This is a genomic window from Kosmotoga arenicorallina S304 (genome assembly GCF_001636545.1).
Taxonomy (GTDB): Bacteria; Thermotogota; Thermotogae; order Petrotogales; family Kosmotogaceae; genus Kosmotoga_B; species Kosmotoga_B arenicorallina.
This window is the reverse complement of the sequence record NZ_JFHK01000002.1, coordinates 282984-301645: the sequence shown is the minus strand read 5'-3', so window position 1 is coordinate 301645 and position 18662 is coordinate 282984. Positions and strand designations below refer to the sequence as shown.

The following is an 18662-nucleotide window of genomic DNA, read 5'->3' as shown; positions in this document are numbered from 1 at the left end:
AAAAGGGTGTATAACTTTTTTTGTGTAAACTCCGAACACCAGATTAGACATAGGATTTCACCCAATCGAATTCTATCACGAGGACAGCGAGGATTTTATTCCAATCCCTCAATCTCACTGTCCATTTTTTGGATATGTTGTTAATGGCTAAATATGCCAGTTTCATGAGTGCCGTGTCATTAGGAAATACACCCCTGTTCTTCGTTACCTTCTTCAATTGCCTGTTTACCGATTCTATGGGGTTTGTCGTATAAATCAAGGTCCTTATCTCCTGAGGATAGGCAAAATACGTCGTGAGAGATTCCCAGTTGTCTTTCCAGCTTTTTATGCTGAAGGGATATTTCTGTCCCCATTTTTCTTCGAAGGCCAGCAATGCATTCCAAGCCGCTTCCTTTGTATCTGCCTTGTACACCTTTTTCAAATCAGCAGCGAATGCCTTCCTGTCTTTCCAGCTCACGAATTTCATGGAATACCTTATCTGGTGTACTACACATCGCTGGATTTTTGCCTGTGGATACACTGCCCCTATCGCTTCCTCCATTCCCACCAATCCGTCTATGGAAAAGAACATCACTCCCTTTACCCCTCGGTTCTTCAGTTCGTTCAACACTCCCAACCAGTATTTTGAACTCTCGCTTTCTGCTATCCATATCCCCAGTACTTCCTTCATGCCTTCCAGATTTATCCCAAAGGCTATGTACAAGGCTTTGTTTTTTATCTGGTTGCTCTCTGTGACTTTGTAAAAGACCGCATCCATGTAGATGATGCTGTATACGTCTTCAAGGGGCCTGTTCCTCCATTCGGATATGATGGGGATTATCTTGTCTGTTATCCTGCTTATGCTTTCTGTAGAAAGTGTTGAACCGTATATCTCTTCCATATGTGCCTGTATGTCCTTGTAGGTCATCCCACGGGCATACATGGATAATATGCGGTCTTCTATGGAAGCTATACTCCGTTGGTGTTTCTTGACCGCCATCGGCTCGTATTCCCCTTTGCGATCACGGGGAATCGAAAGCTCTATTTTTCCATATGAACTGTTGACCGTCTTTTTCGTATAACCGTTACGGGAGTTATCCGTTTCTTTGTTCCTGTAATCGTGTTTGGAATATCCAAGCTCTTCTTCCAGTTCTGCTTCTAGCATTTCTTTAATGACATCGCCAAAGAGTTCTTTAACCAATTCTTCCGCTTCTTCTGCAGTCTTTAATTTCCTCTCCCTTACCAGCTTTCTCAATATCCCTTTGTCAATGTTTCCCATCTTTCTCCCTCCTTAGCTTTTTGTTATTCTCTCATATGGAGGGAGTTTACACAAAATTCCTAACAGGCCTCTGTTGGCAGAGCGACTGATGATGGTACGACAGAGGAAACAGAGAGCCGATTAGCCTACTGATACATCCATTTCTATCCTTCCATCCCTCAGCTCAATTATTCTGTCTGTTCTTTCCGCAATCTTTCTGTCATGGGTGATAATTACAAAGGTTGTATTGTATTCCTCGTGAATTTTTCTGAGTGTTCTGTAAACAGATTCTGTCGTATCACTATCGAGATTTCCTGTTGGTTCGTCAGCGAGAACAATTTTCGGATTATTCATTAACGCTCTTGCTATTGCAGTTCGCTGCTGTTGTCCACCGGACATTTTATTTGCGGGGTTATCTTTCACGTTGTATATCCCGACAAGATTTGTTAATTCTAATGCTCTATCAATTACTTCTTTGGGAGGTTTGGAATTTGAAATATAGTAAGGCATAAGGATATTTTCCAGAGCTGTAAATTCAGGAATTAGATAGTGAAACTGAAATACAAACCCGATGGTTTTATTCCTGATTTCAGCAAGCCTGTTCTTTTTCATTTTATTGGTTGATACCCCTTCAATTAATACCTCACCATTTGTTGGTTTATCCAGGGTACCCATGATGTTCATAAGAGTGCTTTTCCCGCTTCCAGATTGTCCAATTATAGAAATAAAAGATCCTTCCTGGATATCAAGATTTATGTTGAACAAAACCTGTGTCTTTATTTCTTTGCCGTAGAACTTGTCAATATTTTTAAGCTCGATAATATTAGCCATTTCTTATCACCTCTACCGGACTCAGCTTCGAAGATTTTCTTGCTGGTGAAACGGCCGCTACAACAGCCACAAGAACTGCAATAACGGCTGAAATTGCTATGAAAGCTGGATCAATCAACAGTTCCACCACAGGTTTTCCGTCAGGGTTGACTGCAAATTTAGTGAAAGAATAAGACAGTCCAAGACCAAATAATATTCCAAAAACTGCCCCAAATACGCCCAGTATAAGCCCCTGAAACAAGAAAATAAGGCTTGTTGTAGAGTCTTTGAGGCCCATTGCTTTAAGTATGCCAATTTGTTTTGAACGCTGAACAACCGAAATCGCCAGAATACTTGAAATACCTAATGCAACAGCAACAAGCACAAAAACCTGAATCATAAGGCTGGAAATGCTTTGCCCTTGCAGTCCAGACAGTAGTTGTTTGTTTTGATCCTTCCAGTTAGTTATATTCAAAGATTGGCCAATTTTTCTGGCTATATCCAAAGCAAATTCATCGGCTATAAACACATCGCTTATTTGCATTTCAATCCTGGATACTCCATTTCCAAGGCCAGAAAAGCTTTGCACCGATTTGATATTTCCAATTAGCCAGCTTTTGTTTAAGCTGGCAACATTTAGATCAAAAATCCCACTTACTTTGAATTCCCTGTTTTCGCCGGAGGAGTTTGCAAGCAATATAGTATTGCCTATTGAAATGCCATGCTCTTCAGAAAACTCCTTCCCGATAAGAACTTCATTCGCGTTTTCAGGTAACTGTCCTACAATTTTTGACGAAAACTCGTAAATATCTTCCGCACGGCTAAAATCAAAACCTCTAAGCAGAGAATTCACGCTGGAGCTCAAGATTACAAAAACTGGCATTTCAACCACTGGTGATATAGCAGTGATTTCCTGTGAGAGTTCCTCTGAATTCTCCAGCATGGAAATGATTTCATCCCAATTATCAATATAGTTAATGTTATCAGGTGGGTTAATTGTAATCTGTGACGAATTTCCTACCGTGCTATCAATAAGACTTTCCTGCAAACCCTGAATGAGCGAACCGATAAAAACCTGCACAGCCACTCCGATTGCAATTCCCAATATTATAAACAATGTTTGCTTTTTGCTCGATGCAAGAAATCTTAAAGCGATCTTCAATGCCAGCCTCATACTTTATCATTTCCTTTCAATTTTGAGATATCATGGATGTCCTCAATAAAATAATCGGCTCCAAGCTCTAAGAATTCTTTGCTACCTTTACTGAGCGCCTGCCCTCCTAAGATAATTTTTGCTTCAGGAAAAGCCTGCTTTATTTCTTTAATAAGCTTTTTGGTTTTGAAGAGGTGATAGAAATTTGTGACACTTATTGCTATGAAGTCAAACCTATATTCTTTAAGAGCTTCTATAAAGGCTTCCACGGGTGTATTGCTACCTACGAAAACCGTTTTAAAGCCGTTCAAAGTAAAGTAATCAGATACTATTCTTGCTCCCAACTCATGTTGCTCATCCGGTGGGCATACGACGGCTACAGAGGGCTCGTGGTTAGTTTCAATCTTTGATCTTTCTTTAAGCACAAATGGATAGCAGGCTTCAATTATTGATCTCACTATTGAACTCATTATATGCTCTTGCCATATGCATAACTTGTTGTTTTCGTGATCGCAGTCCCAGCTATTTAAAGCGGGAATTAGCAGCTTTTCATACAAGTCAACAACCCTAAACGCTCCATTGTTGAGTAAATCCACTGCAAAATTAAATGCCTTTTCTTTATCAAAGGTATGCAGAATTTCAACGAATTCTTCGTAAATACTCATACTTATCTCCTTCCTTAAATAGTTATCATCTTATCGAAATATATTATAGCCATCGTTTGACTTAATGTTATCATACTATGTCGATAAAAATTACTAATTATAAACACCTGCGTGGAGTCTGTAAACTGATGGAAAGGTGATTGGTGGAACGACAGCTGGTGAGGCGACAATTGGTAATGCGACTGCTGATGATACGACTGTTGGTGGAACGACAGCTGGTGAGGCGACAATTGGTAATGCGACTGCTGATGGTACGACTGTTGGTGGAACGACAGCTGATGGAACGACTGCTGGTAAGGCGAGGATCAAATACTAAGGATCGAATGCCGAGGTGCTAGGCTCCGCCCAGGCCATGCGTGACTTTGTCACGGCTCTGCATTCCTGCGGAATAACTCTTCGCCGGTGATGATGTTCGTTTCTCGTCTTTGTTCTTCTTTGCCCTACCACGCTTTTGTTGCTTTCTTAGCTATCTAAGAGATATGTACGTTTATCTCCTTTGCTTTTCCGTCTCTAATCATCCGGGAATAAGGCTCTTCAATGATATTTCCATTTAGCTCATACTCTTTTCCGTTGGTGTCGCGGATATAAATTTTCCATTTTGACGTATCAAGTTTTTCTTCTACAAAAGTGTTTATTTTATCTGGATTATGATAGGTTACGTTGTATCTTCCTAAAAATTTGAATGATACTTTTCCTTCTTCGTCAAATAACCATCCGGGCAATTTTGGACGGAATGTAAGAGTAAGTTTTCCATTTTCATATCTGAAGGGCTCTTTTCCCACGAACATTAATTTCCAGATGCTCAGAAATTCAGCAGTTGAGCCGCTCAGTCTGGCGACAAAGCCCGTTCCGATTATTGATCTGTCAGGATTTGCACTACTTGCGATAAATGAAGAATTTTCTAACGGGCTTCTACCGTAAACGTCCGGTTTCATAAAAGGAATCAGTACATTTTCAAAATCCTCGTAGAATTCTTCATAGAGTCCTCTCTTTAACAGTTCCAGCATGTATTTATATTCCATATGAAGCCAGATTGATTCATTTTCTAACCAGCCGGGGGTAAATGCCCTGGCCCTTCCAATTTCAATCGTTTCATTTTCAAGAGAAGCATTTACTTTGTACATTTTTAGCTCCTTGTCGAATAATCCGCTATTTTTCACTTTGATATAGACATTTTTAAGAAAATCTTTGTCATCATAAGCTTTAAATCCTCTGACTATTCCTTCAAGGAAAAGAGGCATTTTTCTTTGAGTAAATCGAAGAATTCTTACATTTTTTTCTCCACTATCTGAAGGATTTCCAAGCACTTCAAAGGCTTCGGGTTCATAGTAAAAGTAAGTGGGCATAATGCCATTGTTTTCTTCTATTGCTTTATTCAGGCGATGTATGAGTTTTTTGTTAAATCTATTAAGTATTCTGGATATGTCTATGGCTCCTGCGGGTACTGTCTTTCCATCAAATCCAAGCCTGATTTCGGAACGATATTTTTCTCTTATGTTTGAGATGGTTTCCCAGAATTGATGATCTCTGGTATCATCCGATGAGTTTTCATATGCTTCAATGGATTTTTCAAGTTCATTGATCAGCCACAGAACCTCTTTCGGAAGTGGTATTTTTTCACTTGAGAACTCTCTTAAAGCCTTTACCAGAAAGCCTAATAATCTTGAAAGCTCAAATGCTTCTGCCACTGAAGAGCCAAAAAGCCCGGGCAATCCGTTTAGCGCGTCGTACCAGCCAGGCTTTCCGGCTTCCATCTCGATTCCCATTCCATAAGGATCAAGTGTCGCAAATTTTATTGCCGCAAGGTTTATCAATTTGGTTATAAGATTTGTTCTAAATATTTCTCCCTTGCTATGGTCTTGTCGCATGATATTTTTTTGAATTTCTCTAGATTCGATTAGCTTTTCTTTTTCCGGGTCCTTGATAAGGGAGTTATATTGCCTGATTTTTTTATGCTTTTCATCTACGAGGACATATCTTCTGCTTCGAGGAAGAACCACCATTGCATTATCATAATATGTGTAGTCACAATCGTCAAAAAGCAATTCTTTTTTATTTTCTGGATATACCTCAAGGTAGCTTTCTATAAGATCGAGGTTATATGTCCAGTGATCAGTCCAGTAACCTTCGCCATGAACTGCATCAACTTCTTCTTCGGAAATTTCTATCAGCTTTCTTATGAATTCATCTTCTGGAACTTTCAGTTTTATGTTTTTCCTCTCAATCAAACTGGCTACTTTTCCGGGAGTGAAGTATCCCTTTATTAAAAATCCCTTCAGTTTTTCTGTGTCTTCAGAGTTCTCAATCATGTCGTCAAGGAGAGTTAGATTTTCTGGAGTAATGTAATACTTCACACCGTTAATAACAAGAGGGTTATACCCATCAGCTTGGATAAGATTGGTGAAGAATTTTATATTATACCTTTCAACCTCCGGATTGAAGAATACTTCTTCCCTTCTATTTTGATTGATATCCCTATAATTCCCATTCCCGCTTGAATAATACTCCGGAAGCAGCACAAAGTAGTTGTAGTCTCTTTCAAGGTCACCGTGTTTTCGGGAATAGATGTGATATACTTTTTTCCCCTTTGAAAACACGAGAGGATATCCACCCCTTAAAAGGTTATCTAGATAAGTTTGCTGGCAGTATTTGTCGAATAGTTTTGAAGATGTTCTGGTGTATACGTCGTTTACTATTTCTTCAATCAACGCGTTTCCTTCTCTGTATTTCGATGTGAAATAGCTTTCTTCCATGAATTTATTGGTGTATTCATGGATAATGGAGATATCAGGAGCATGGCCAATAACAGAGTAAATTGAAACTTCTTCACCTGGCATCAAATGGGTTATAACGGGCGAAAATGCGCCCGGGATTTTGTTGGAAGTAATTTGCTTTTTTTGCATTATTTTTTCAAGGCTTTCCTTTGAGAAGGCCTCCGGAAAGTTCATTGAGGTTCTCATACCAAAAACCAGATTCGGATCCACAATTGGCATCACTAGCTCGCTTTTGCCATTATGGCTTTTCAATGATAAGTAGAAATTTCCTTCTTCGAATTCAGAAACATTAACTGTGTCTTCTGCGGATGACCTTAATTTAAAAACAGGGACTTTGCTTTTCAAGTTATATACGTCCATCCATGCTCTCAACGTATTCCCTACGTGCTTTATTCCATAATCGTTCATTCCGAAGGGTAAGATTGAAGGAAGGCCGTCAAGAATCTCCAGATTCTTTACAAAACCTGAAATATTTCTGATGGTTGTTTTCCTGATTAAAGCCGCTATTTTTTCCATGGGCAGAGTATAATAAAGCACCCTGGTTTCAATACCGGTTTCAGTGGATTGCTCCCATATTTCAAGTTCCTTTGTTCCGATATGCATTCTTTGCGAAATGCCTTTTGCTGCTTTTGTTGTAAAAGGTTCATATATAGAATTGCGCTCTTTTATAAAGGTTCTAAAGCCCAGAATTTCCACGTTCATATATGCTCTAAAAGCAGGGAAGAATTCCATGATAGGGTTGTCTTTGTTGTTTATACCAAATGAGGCTATGCATTGTCCTCTGTTAACGTAGAATACCCACATAGGTATTCCTTTCTTGCCAGCAATCCCGGGTAAGAAGCTGGAAAATGGTTTTGAGTGATTATAGTCATCAATTACAAATCTATCTTTTTTGTCGAAGTAATACTTGTTGTTGCTGGCCATGTACATATCGCCTCCTTAAAGCCAATTCTGCTCTAATGCTTTTGATTCTTCAAAGCTTTTGATTAGCTGTTCTTATGTTTTTAACGGATTCTCTTTCGACTATTTTAGTGGGAAGTATTACATTCCTGGGTAATCTTTGATGCTTTTCTGTGATTCTCTCTATTAGCATTTGAGCAGCAACTTTACCCATTTCCACACGGGGTTGCAATATAGTTGTAAGCCTTGGACTTATATATTGGGCAAATGGCGCATCATCGAATCCTATCACTGAAACGTCATCGGGAACTCTTATTCCCTCTTCTTTTAGGGCATTGATTGCTCCTATTGCAGTCCAATCATTAACTGCAAATATAGCTGTGAAATTAAGTCCGTTTTTCTGGAGATGTTCCTTTACTCCTGTCCACCCATCCTCGGAGTTATAACCCCTTGTCTGTGAGAAGTATATCTCCAGGTTTTCTTCACCCGGAAGCCTATTAAGGAACCTTTTAATTCCCCGCTCTCTATCAATGGCTGCTGGTGAAACTTTGGGACCGGGGAGAACCAGGATTTTTCTGTGTCCATGATCATATAGATACTTTATTGCAAGGTAACCCCCGGTTACATTGTCGGCATTAACCACATCAAAATTGATTTCATCCACGACAAAGTCCATTACGACTATCGGAACCCCGCTTCTTTCAAATCTTTTTATCAGTTCTTCCCCTCCAAAGAGTTCGCCCAAAATGACACCATCAATTTTCCTTCTGAAGTATTGATCGAGCACATGTTCTTCAATGTTTACTTCCCACTTTGGTAACGCCAGCATTAAATCAAACCCCTTGCTGTACGCATATTCCTCAATAGCCATTACGATATCACTGTAATGATATCCTCTGATATCCGGTATCAACACCCCTATCGTGTTTTGAAAGGCGAGATCCTTTTCTCTGAACGAAAAAGCGGGTTTATATTTTAGCTCCTTTATGGCTTTAAAGACTTTGCTCCTGGTTTCAGGTGAGACATTGTCGCGGCCATTCAACACTCTTGAAACTGTAGCAATAGAAACCTTCGCAAGTTTTGCTACTTCGCGTATATTTGCCATAAAATCCCCTCACGATCTGTCCTGGTTTTACTTAATCATTCCACTGATAGACCCTTACATAATCTACATACATTCTTGCTGGAAACGGCGTGTCGAAATCAGGATAACCTGGCCAGTACCCTCCTACTGCAAGATTCAGTATGATAAAAAATTCTCCGTCAAAAACCCAAAGGTCATTCCTGTTTTCTATTGCTTCCCGCCTAACTCTGTGATAAATAATGTCGTCGATATACCAGATTATTTCTTCTTCGTCCCACATGATTCCGAACACATGAAACTCATCAACAAAGGAAGGAGAGTTCAATTGATCCAACCTATATTTACCACTTATTCCACTTGAACCGCTATAATTAGGGCCATGCAGAGTTCCATAAACGGTCCACTTGTCATGTCCCAGAAACTCCACTATATCTATTTCTCCACACATGGGCCAGCCTACATATCTGAAATTATCACCAAGCATCCAGAATGCTGGCCAGAGCCCCTTACCATAGGGAAATTTGATTCTTGCTTCTACTCTCCCGTATTGAAATGAAAATTTACCCTCTGTTTTAAGCCTTGTTGAAGTGTAGTTATACAGTCGGTTGCTTTCATATACATCTTCCCTGCGGGCTTCAATAACGAGCATTCCATTTTCAAAGCTAAGATTATTTCCTTCTGTATAATATTGCAGTTCAGCATTTCCCCATCCATTTTTGTTTCCAATATCAAATCTCCAATTGCTGGTATTTAATTCTTCGGCTTCAAATTCATCTGCCCATATTAAAGTCCATCTTGGATCGTCTATCATTTTTTGCGCCTCCGGTGATTGAGAGGATTTTGCAGATAGTAAAGACGAAGCTCCCAATAAAATGAACGAAATAACCAAAACCAGACTTATGGATAGAAACGACTTTGTCATCCTGGATCCTCCTTATACTTATAGGCTAATTTTGCCCACTAATCTTATGTCCCTTGAAGAAGAACCTATTCTAAATTCGTATTCACCTTCTTCCACAACCCAATTATATCCATCATATGAAGCCAGTTCAGGATATTGAATCTCTATGGAAATTCGTTGCTCTTCCCCCGGGGCAAGAAGATTGGTTTTCTCGAAAGCCTTGAGTTCCTGATACGGTTTGTCGATTTTTACTCGTGGGGCTTTTACATATACCTGAGCTACCTCTTTACCGGCAAAATTTCCAGTGTTTTTCACTTTGAATGATAAGACAATTTTTTCTCCATTTTTTTTCAGGTTGAGGTCGCTATATTCAAATTCCGTGTAAGAAAGCCCGAAACCGAATTCATAGACCGGCTGTACCCTGAATGTATCATAATATCTATACCCAACATATATCCCTTCATCGTAAACAACTCTTACAGGGTTTTCCGCTGGTTCGCCGGGAAAGGATTTTGATGGGATGTCATCATAATTTCTAGGGAAAGTTGTGGGTAACTTTCCGGATGGATTTACAACACCACGGATTACGTCAGCGAATATTCTTCCCGCCTCCTGACCGGGTTGCCAGAGAACCAATATGGCATCGCAATAGTCTTTCCAGCTTTCCATTTCTATTGGTCCGCCTATATTCAAAACTGCAACAGTTTTTTTGCCTTTGCTTCTGAAAACTTCTGAAACTGTCCGGAGCATTTCCTTCTCGTCATCCGTTAAGTAGTAATCACCTTTTTCAAGGCTTCTGTCTTTTCCTTCTCCTGAAATCCTTGATATAACTATAAAAGCGACATCGTTTCTCCGGGATATTTTTTCATAGTCATCACGATCGAAGAGATTTTCGGGCAATTTTGGCTTTATTTCTTCATTCCAACTACCATATGAAATCTTATAATCGCCTTCTCTGAATTCCTTCACTTTTGAACTATAAAATTCTACGATTTCTTTATCTATGTTCAGATTTCTTTCATTTATCCCGTCTATTAAATTTATCGTATACTCCGGGTGGGTTTCACCGCTTCCTGTCCCTCCGCGAACCGTTTCAATCTGACCTGTTCCAAATACAACAAATGGAGTATCCTTTGAAATGGGAAGTGCATAGTTGTTTTTGAGCAATACCACTCCCTCACAGCCTGCTTCATAAGAAACCTCGGCGTGTTTTTTCAGGTCAGGTGAGTTAGAATAGCTATAAGAGTTATATGAAGGGGTTTTTACGAGCACGCTTAGTATCTTTTTGATTCTTTCATCCAGAATTTTTTCAGATAGCTCTCCACTTTCAAGAGCCTTAAATATATCCTCCGTTTCATCAGTTCTATGTGGCAAAAATTGATAACTCTTACCGGGCATTATTAAGTCATTGCCGGCGAGAATCTGTTTGGCTCCATTACTTCCTGCAAACCAATCAGTCATAACAAAGCCTTCAAATCCCAGCTCTTCGCGAAGAATATTTGTTAATAGCCATTTATTTTCTGAGGTATAATAACCCTTTAGCTTGTTGTAAGAGCTCATTATCGTCCAGGGACGGGCTTTCTTTATTACAATTTCAAAAGGTTTCAAATAAATTTCTCGCAAGGCGCGTTCGGAAACAATTGTATCAATTGTCATCCTGTTTGTTTCCTGCTCATTCGCCACAAAGTGCTTAACACATGCCCCAACACCTTTTGCTTGAAGTCCCATAACAAAATTAGCTGCCATTTCACCTGAAAGGAGGGGGTCTTCGGAGTAATATTCAAAATTTCTTCCACACAAAGGATTGCGATGGATATTTACAGCAGGCGCTAATAGAATATCAACCCCGTATTCCTTGACCTCTTCACCCATCGCTTCACCGACTTTCCATAAGATTTCTCTATTCCAGGTTGAGGCAATCATTGTTTCTACAGGAAAAGCGGTAGTATAATAAGTTCTATCATCACCTTCTCGCTCCGGATATATTCTAAGACCGGCAGGCCCGTCTGCTAAAACGCTATTAGGCAATCCCAATCTCTTTATCTCCAATGTTTCTCCCGCACTGCCATATACCTTGCCTTTTGGATTGTCATTATGGTCAAGCATGCCTACACCTACGACAAAATGAACTTTCTCGTCAAGAGTCATACTGGAAACAATCTTTTCGATGTCAATTATTTCCTTCATAACAGGCGCACCTCTTTTCATGTTCATATATTTATTCTCCGGTAATGCCTGTGCGTTCAAGGCTTTCAACAAACTGCCTTTGCAATACCAGATATGTAATAAGCAAAGGTAAAATTGTTATTATTGTTGCAGCCATCCTGATCCCTTCATTGATTCTATTGGCCGCACTTCCATCTGCTGCAGGAAACATAAGCGCAAATTTTGCTGCGAAATCCCTTAGAGCTATAGGTAATGTCTTTATTTCGTTCCCCAAAAGCATCCCGGTCAATAAAGTTTCATTCCAATACCACACGAGAGAGAATATGAAAGTGGTGATAATTGCTGGTATGGATAGCGGGAGAAATATTCTATAAAATATCTGGAATGAATTGGCACCATCAAGTTCAGCGGCTTCGTCAAAAGCTTTCGGCAGCATATTGAAAAAATTGTAGTAGAGAAGTATGAATATGGAACTTCTTATGCCCTGACCGGTTAAAGCTGGCAGAAAACTGACAAGGGGATTCCCTATGATTCCCAACCTGCTGAAAAGCATGTATTTAGTAACTATGGTAACCTGCGTAGGAATCAGGAAAGTGGCGAGAATCAAAAAAAGCCACAATCTTTTTAGAGGGAACTTGAATCTTGAAAGACCGTACGCTATCAAGGCTGTTACCAGCGTCTGCAAGATAGATGGTATTGCTGATAAGTATACGCTGTTCAAAAGAGTTTTTGAAGCCTCTAAAACGTTCCATGACTTTTTGAAATTTTCCAAAGTCATTTTTGAGGGAATCCACGATACCGTAGGGTTGACAAGATCTTCAACTGTCATAAAAGATGTCGTGAACATATAGAGCAGAGGGTATAGATAAGCGTATCCAATACTTATCAGTATGAAGTAAAGAATGAATCTGGCTGCTATACGTTTCATATTTTTTCCTCCCTTGGCCTAAGGAGCAGAAATGCAACCCCGATTAGAATCATTACGGAGAAGAAGTAAATCCATGATAATGCCGCCGAATAGGAATATGGCTTGTCTATATCGAACATTCTCTGGGTTATGCTTATATTTACTGGATTGTTTGCAAAAGAAGCGAGGTCAACGATTGTATATATTGCCGCTACTAGCAGGAATGGTTTTATCAGGGGTAAAGTTATTTTCCAAAAAATGATCCAATTATTTGCCCCATCAATTTTTGCCGCTTCATAAATTCCTGCGTTTATTTTCTGTAATCCCGCCAATAAAAGAATTATCTGAACCCCTGAGAACCACAGAATCAAAACCAGGTGATTTAGCATGTAAATGAAAGGGTAGCTAATTGTATTAGGTAAAACACTGAAAAAGTTGTAAATGAAATATTTTCTTGGATCTACTATCTGAGCCGCATTGTTAATAACGAGCTCGGAAATAACAGGTCCGCTTATTATGACAACGGGTAAGAAGTACAATAACCTGAAGAAAGCCCTTGCCTTCAACTTATTATTAAGAAGTATGGCTGCTATCAAAGAGAATACCAATATCAGCGGGGTAGACAGAACGATATCTATTATAGTATCCCAGAACTGTATAGGAAAACTGGCATCGGTCCTGAAAGCATAGATATAGTGTTTGAGCCCGACAAAAGTTGAGTTTATTCCAAACACAGTGAAATCCAAATTGAAGAAACTAAGATAAAGCGAATAAAAGAATGGATAGGCCGTGAAAATTACGAACCCGATTATCCATGGTGATATATAAAGGTATCCGGCCAGTGCTTTGCGCGTTTTCTTGGATAATTTCATAAATCATCATCTCCAGAATTAATGCTCTTACGTTCAAAGTTCAGAAAAGATTGCGGTTGAACGATTAACTCTTCGTATAAATAGGGTTTATCGGTGTAGTTCACTATTATCGAGTTTCCGTTTTCGTAATCAACTTTCACCACACCGGATTCAAGAACCTTTCTATCAACTATCTTTGATCCAATTACTGGGCTCAAAGCTTCGCTCATTTCTTCGTATATCCTTTTTATTTCCATAAACCAGTCTTCAAATTTTGTTGAAGGGTAATCCCAAAGCGGAGTATCCTTGATAACATAATTGTCTACCCAGGTTACCAGAAAGGATGGGCTTGCGCCGTATTCTATGGCTTTGAGAATGCTTGTTTTAGAAAAGAAGCTGTTATTCATAAAGGGCACGTAATATTCTATGTTTCCACTTAAAAGGATTTGCAAAAAGGGGACGGTGTCTGTTTCGAACAGGTATTGACTGTTATTCATGGGAATATCCAGAATTCCCTTTGTATATTTCCAGGCGTAACTGTTTGGAGAGAAGAAATATAGGTCTAATGTCTTGCTAGCTTTATTGAGAGTTTCTTCAATCATAAAGAGAGTTTCTTCCCGGGTAATTTCTCTGTTGATTCTCATATCACCGTAGAGACTTCTTCCATATTCTTGTAATGCAAGGTTTTTAAAGCCTATTTCAGTGAGTTTTTCGGATTTCTCCAATATGTATTTGCTCGAAAGTGATGGATTCAAATAATAAAATCTGTAAAGCCACAGGTCTTTATTATCCCGCTCTTTATAAATTGAAGATTGAGAAAGGTTTATCCCGACTTCCCTGTTTACATTGATTTGCTTCTCCCCAACTTTAACAACATTATCTACAAGGCAAACTTCATAATTTTCTTGAAAACTATTTTCTAACAAGCTGATAAGCCCTTTTTTGCCCCCTACTTTGCTTTCAAAGGAGAGTTTCCCGACCTTGTTACCGTGAATTCCTCCTGCCTGCCATCCTTCGACAAAAATTTTCAAATTATCTATGTTTTCTTCTTTTAATTTCCTGGCGATTGTTTTAATTTGCTCAACATTTGTTATGCTTTTGGTGTTATAGCCTATGAGTTTCTTTTCAATGTCTGAAGCTATAACAGTCAAACCCAGTGGCAAGATTTTCTTTTTGTTTTCGGTCTCCGGTTTTCCAAAGAGCTCGTCAGCGAAATTCTCTTTATAATATCTGGCCATTCCAACATAATCCGCGTCATCCCCGGTTAGGAAAAAGATCTGGAGCTCTGCGTCAAAGTTGTTTTTCTTCTTCTGGACGACCTGAACACCTGTACCGCTCCGACTTGTCGGCTGAAGATATTTTTGCCTGTAAATAAACTTGATACCCGCCCGATTGTAATCGGTCAACACACCACTAGGATAAGCGACAACCGCCGCATACTCTTTTCCGGAGTTGATAACGCCAAAAAGCGCATTTTGCTTTACACCATGCACTATGCCAAAAACCGGGATCAAAACCTTAGGCTCTTCTCTAAGAAAGTCATTGGGCCTTTTTGCTCTCAAATCGTTTGGCACCGTTAAATTCTCAATGCTGTAGTCTTCGCCGTATACTCTCTTCTCAAACCAATTTGAATAATTAGAGGATTTAGAGTACCTTATCAACGCACCTGGGCCATCAGGAATAAAAATATAACCATCCAGCTCATCTTCCGGCACACTACCAAGGAAGGGCACAAAAACGATAGATCCAAGTGAGAATTTGTCCTTTTCTGAAATATCTTCAGAATTGAGTCTGAATATAAGGCTGTCCTTATCGATCTTAATGCTGAAATTCAACGATATATCTATATCTTCAAAAGTAACCTGGAAAGAAACCCCATCGGGCAATATCTGGAAATTTCTCTTTGCATTTTTATCAGCGCTTCCTTTTACCGCCATTATCCCTCTTTCGTTGAAGTACTCTATAAGCACAGCAGATTTTGCAATGGCATTCCAGCTTTTGTTCAAACTCAAATATGCTTCTTCTTTTTCGATAACATCTCCCCAGACATAACCGGTTCTTTTGTCTAGTACTCTTATAGAGGTTGTTTTGGGATCTATAAAGAGCGCAATGTATTCATTTTCTGCAATTTTCAAGTAATTTGCAATGCTGAATTTTGAGTTTACTTTCTCGTATTTCTCTGGTTTGGTGAATCTGTTAGATAAATAGTCGATACCTGTATTGTTAGCAAATGTACTTATAAAGGCTATTAAAACCCCGAGTATCAACAAGAGCTTCTTATTAGCGAGCACGATAGAGCACCTCCTGAATGATACTGTATACCGTATCTATTAATTGGTCCCAGAGCATGTAAACTATTGAGATAACAAGTATCATTACAAAGATCCAACCTAAGGTGAGGAGGAAGTTTTTTACTGTACCCTTGATATCGTAATCGTGAACCTCCTTTACCCCTGTGAAGAGCATTACAAAGCTCCACCCTATGTTGATAAAGGAAATGAAGTCAACCAAAAATTCCTCATTGTAAGTGAGGATATACGTTAGCATTATCACAAGAGGTTGAAAGAGTATATATGGAGCGAAGGAGTATGATGTAAAAATGTATACGTCTTTCAAGGTACCCATGCCATCGTTTATAGAGCTTAAAAGCCAGTTAGAAAAAACCCACAAGACAGTAATTCCAGAAGTTGTTAGCAGTACAAAAGCCACGCTTCTATCTGATACGTTCAAGTTGAAAATGAAACTTCTTCCAAAATAATCCAATAAAACCACGATAAAAAAGATTAAATACAGTATAGTCGCAGATAAAACAGATCCATGATCCCCACTCTTTAAGTAATAAAACGTATCAAGAGGATGTCTGAGCATGTTTTTCACATATAAAACATCTCTTACAAGCCTTGACTTTATTGAAATACGAAAGGCATTCGATTTTTTGCTTCTCATTCTGCTCAGTACGGTAAACAGGAAAAATACTATTACAAATACAAGAAGAAACAACCCCATATGTTTTTGAATAAAGGCATTTCTGAGCTCCCAGTAAGCATCAGAATATTCAGCTTTTGCGTAAGCCTCTTTGAAATGAACAGCTGCTTTTTCAAACTCACCTGATTGAAAGTAAGCCTTCCCGAGGCCGTAATGCGCTATTCGAAGGTAACCATCGTAGGTCATAACTTTTTGCCAGGTTTCTTTGCTCTCCAGGTACTTTCCGTTAATATACAGGTTCAATGCTTCATGAAGTATGTTCGTGTACTCTGTTGGATTGAAAACATGAACGAGTCCTCTTTCTTTATCTAAAACGTAGATTTTGCCTTCTTCATCACATGCTATTCCCGAGGCAACAGAAAACAAGCCAAATCTCTCTGTGGAAATCGCACGGCCTCCAAAGGAAAAAATAAGATTCCCTTCGGGATCGTATTCATAAATCAATCCCGTTTCAGTTAGAGCTAATATCCGCCCATCACCAGTGATTGTAATGTCGGTAAAATTCGGTTCGTCTACCATCTGATTGGACTTTGACTTTGAAAGAATGTTGTTTCCGAGTGTGTTGTGTTTCTTTATTGCATTCCCGTTTTCGTTCTGCGTTAAGGTATAGATCAAACCTCTATCATCTATTGCTATGTTCGTGAAGGGTTTGGGTATTCTGCTTAAAAATACCGATTTCTGTTCCTCAGTGTAAAACAGGTCTATAAACTTATCTAAAAAACCAATCCAGACTCTATTTGCTCCAAAATACCCTAAAAACTCCCCGTTTATATCGAGTTGAATAATTCCTTCTGATGACCCTTCGCTCACTATGTACAAATTTCCGCGTTTGTCTACAACTAATTTTCTGGGAATGAAGTTTCCATATTCACCGAACAAAATGTTCTTTGGCCTTCCAATACGAGAGATTTCTTTTCCTTTTTTGTCAAATACGACCACTTCGGAAGTGCCGGGGTCAGCGACATATATAAACCTGTCTGATACAAAAACACCTGTTGGCATCCAGAGACTGAAATCACCAATAGTTTCTATTTCTCTTGTTTCCAGATCAAACACGACTATACGCGCGTTACCTGAATCTGCAATGTACATTTTGCCGTCCTTTATAAAAATGTCTTCCGGATAGTACAAATCATAATCAGCAAAAAGAACTTCGCTGACAACATAAGCATCCTGTGTAACTTTCCACTTGCTGTTACCGGTGAGAGTGTATGTCAAATATGTGCTGTTCCACCCGAAAAGGGATAGTGAACAAACAAGTATTGCGATCACAGTTATAAAACGTATCATTCTGGATGAACCTCTCACTCTTTTATCGCCCTCTCTTTCAAATTCAGATGGCTTGCTGATTATTTCAAGCCACTATTAGCCATTGTGTTCATAACTCTTGATTGCATGATTATAAACAACACAAGATTTGGTATGAACATTATCAAACCAGCAGCTGCTGCAATTCCCTGGCCTGCGATTGTGTTACCAGCTACCTGGGTTAGATTTGATGCATAAAAAGCAAAGGTCCTTAAATTTTCATTGTTTATGTAATAAACAGATGCTTCGGAACTGTTCCATGCTATCTGGAAAGCAAGTATTCCAACGGTAGAGATAGCCGGCTTCAAAAGAGGAACCAATATTTTGAATATTATCTGCAAATCATTTGCCCCATCAACAAAAGCTGCCTCAAGCAATGAGTCCGGTATCTGATCTATAAATTGTTTGACCAGAAAAACTCCAACAGGCATAACAAGAAGAGAAAGGATGTTGATTATAAAAGTATCTATTAAACCAAGGGATTGAACAATTATATACCTTGGAATTATTACCGCTATCGGGACAAACATCAGAGCGAGGTTGTTTACTGTAAAGAGCAGATTTTTCGATTTGAACTTCTTCTTGGAAAGCACATAACCAGCGAACACAGAGATCAATATGGTTAGAATAACGGAAAAAAAGGCCGTCAGAATGCTATTCATGAAATATCTGCTTATGGGTATGTTTGAGCCTCTCGCTGCATTAAATAGCTGAAAGAAATTGAACAATGTAGGTCTTTTGACGAAAAAGCGAGGAGGATATAAGAACAGCTCGTCAAGAGGTTTAAAGGCTTGAGAAAAGATGAATAAAATTGGAAGTATCATGAACGCGGAAATCGGGATTAATATGAAGTAAAACTTCAATTGGCTTCTATGAAAATATTTGGGATTTGTTTTAGTTGAAAATCTCGCCATAATACCA

14 protein-coding genes are annotated in these 18662 nt (G+C 39.1%); 1 reads left to right on the top strand and 13 read right to left on the bottom strand.

From position 1 onward, the window contains the following. Positions 1 to 43: 43 nt before the first annotated feature. From AT15_RS01650 to AT15_RS01635, 4 genes are all read right to left on the bottom strand, one after another. Positions 44 to 1258, bottom strand: a complete 1215-nt coding sequence (locus tag AT15_RS01650; RefSeq protein ID WP_068345682.1) for an IS256 family transposase — start codon at positions 1256 to 1258, stop codon at positions 44 to 46. Between the two features lie 120 nt (positions 1259 to 1378). Then, positions 1379 to 2068 (bottom strand): ABC transporter ATP-binding protein, encoded by a 690-nt coding sequence (locus tag AT15_RS01645; protein WP_068345679.1) that lies wholly within the window; start codon positions 2066 to 2068, stop codon positions 1379 to 1381. Next, positions 2061 to 3209 carry an ABC transporter permease gene (locus tag AT15_RS01640; protein WP_235598472.1) on the bottom strand — a complete coding sequence of 383 codons (1149 nt, stop codon included), beginning with the start codon at positions 3207 to 3209 and terminating at the stop codon, positions 2061 to 2063. The genes AT15_RS01645 and AT15_RS01640 overlap by 8 nt, the downstream gene beginning before the upstream one ends. 8 nt (positions 3210 to 3217) lie before the next feature. Further along, positions 3218 to 3865: a cobalamin B12-binding domain-containing protein gene (locus AT15_RS01635; protein WP_068345675.1), complete on the bottom strand. Its 648-nt coding sequence runs from the start codon at positions 3863 to 3865 to the stop codon at positions 3218 to 3220. A 136-nt stretch (positions 3866 to 4001) separates the two neighbouring features. On the opposite strand from AT15_RS01635, the gene AT15_RS01630 reads away from it, so the two are divergent. Further along, a complete protein-coding gene (locus tag AT15_RS01630; RefSeq protein WP_068345673.1) occupies positions 4002 to 4181 on the top strand; it encodes a hypothetical protein in 180 nt (59 codons plus the stop codon). 154 nt (positions 4182 to 4335) lie between these two features. Here the strand turns inward: AT15_RS01630 and AT15_RS01625 are convergent, their stop codons facing one another. Genes AT15_RS01625 through AT15_RS01585 form a run of 9 tightly spaced genes read right to left on the bottom strand, consistent with a single transcriptional unit; the run spans position 4336 to position 18655 of the window. Further along, on the bottom strand, positions 4336 to 7563 hold the full coding sequence (locus tag AT15_RS01625; protein WP_068345671.1) for a cellobiose phosphorylase: 3228 nt from the start codon (positions 7561 to 7563) through the stop codon (positions 4336 to 4338). A gap of 49 nt (positions 7564 to 7612) precedes the next feature. Further along, entirely contained in the window at positions 7613 to 8644 is a 1032-nt protein-coding gene (locus tag AT15_RS01620; RefSeq protein WP_068345669.1) for a LacI family DNA-binding transcriptional regulator, read from the bottom strand. 31 nt (positions 8645 to 8675) lie between these two features. Next, a complete protein-coding gene (locus tag AT15_RS01615) occupies positions 8676 to 9545 on the bottom strand; it encodes a glycoside hydrolase family 16 protein (protein WP_068345667.1) in 870 nt (289 codons plus the stop codon). An 18-nt stretch (positions 9546 to 9563) separates the two neighbouring features. After that, on the bottom strand, positions 9564 to 11738 hold the full coding sequence (locus tag AT15_RS01610; protein WP_235598471.1) for a beta-glucosidase: 2175 nt from the start codon (positions 11736 to 11738) through the stop codon (positions 9564 to 9566). A gap of 4 nt (positions 11739 to 11742) precedes the next feature. Next, positions 11743 to 12618 (bottom strand): carbohydrate ABC transporter permease, encoded by an 876-nt coding sequence (locus AT15_RS01605; RefSeq protein WP_068345664.1) that lies wholly within the window; start codon positions 12616 to 12618, stop codon positions 11743 to 11745. Beyond that, on the bottom strand, positions 12615 to 13469 hold the full coding sequence (locus AT15_RS01600; protein ID WP_068345662.1) for a carbohydrate ABC transporter permease: 855 nt from the start codon (positions 13467 to 13469) through the stop codon (positions 12615 to 12617). The genes AT15_RS01605 and AT15_RS01600 overlap by 4 nt, the downstream gene beginning before the upstream one ends. After that, the gene (locus AT15_RS01595) at positions 13466 to 15739 is read right to left on the bottom strand and encodes a DUF5696 domain-containing protein (protein ID WP_201029919.1); all 2274 of its coding nucleotides are present in this window, start codon (positions 15737 to 15739) and stop codon (positions 13466 to 13468) included. The genes AT15_RS01600 and AT15_RS01595 overlap by 4 nt, the downstream gene beginning before the upstream one ends. Further along, positions 15729 to 17723, bottom strand: coding sequence for a YIP1 family protein (locus tag AT15_RS01590; RefSeq protein ID WP_068345658.1), 1995 nt, complete (start codon positions 17721 to 17723; stop codon positions 15729 to 15731). Before AT15_RS01590 ends, AT15_RS01595 begins: the two co-directional genes overlap by 11 nt. A gap of 59 nt (positions 17724 to 17782) precedes the next feature. Further along, positions 17783 to 18655, bottom strand: a complete 873-nt coding sequence (locus AT15_RS01585) for a carbohydrate ABC transporter permease (protein ID WP_068345656.1) — start codon at positions 18653 to 18655, stop codon at positions 17783 to 17785. Between the last annotated feature and the right edge of the window lie 7 nt (positions 18656 to 18662).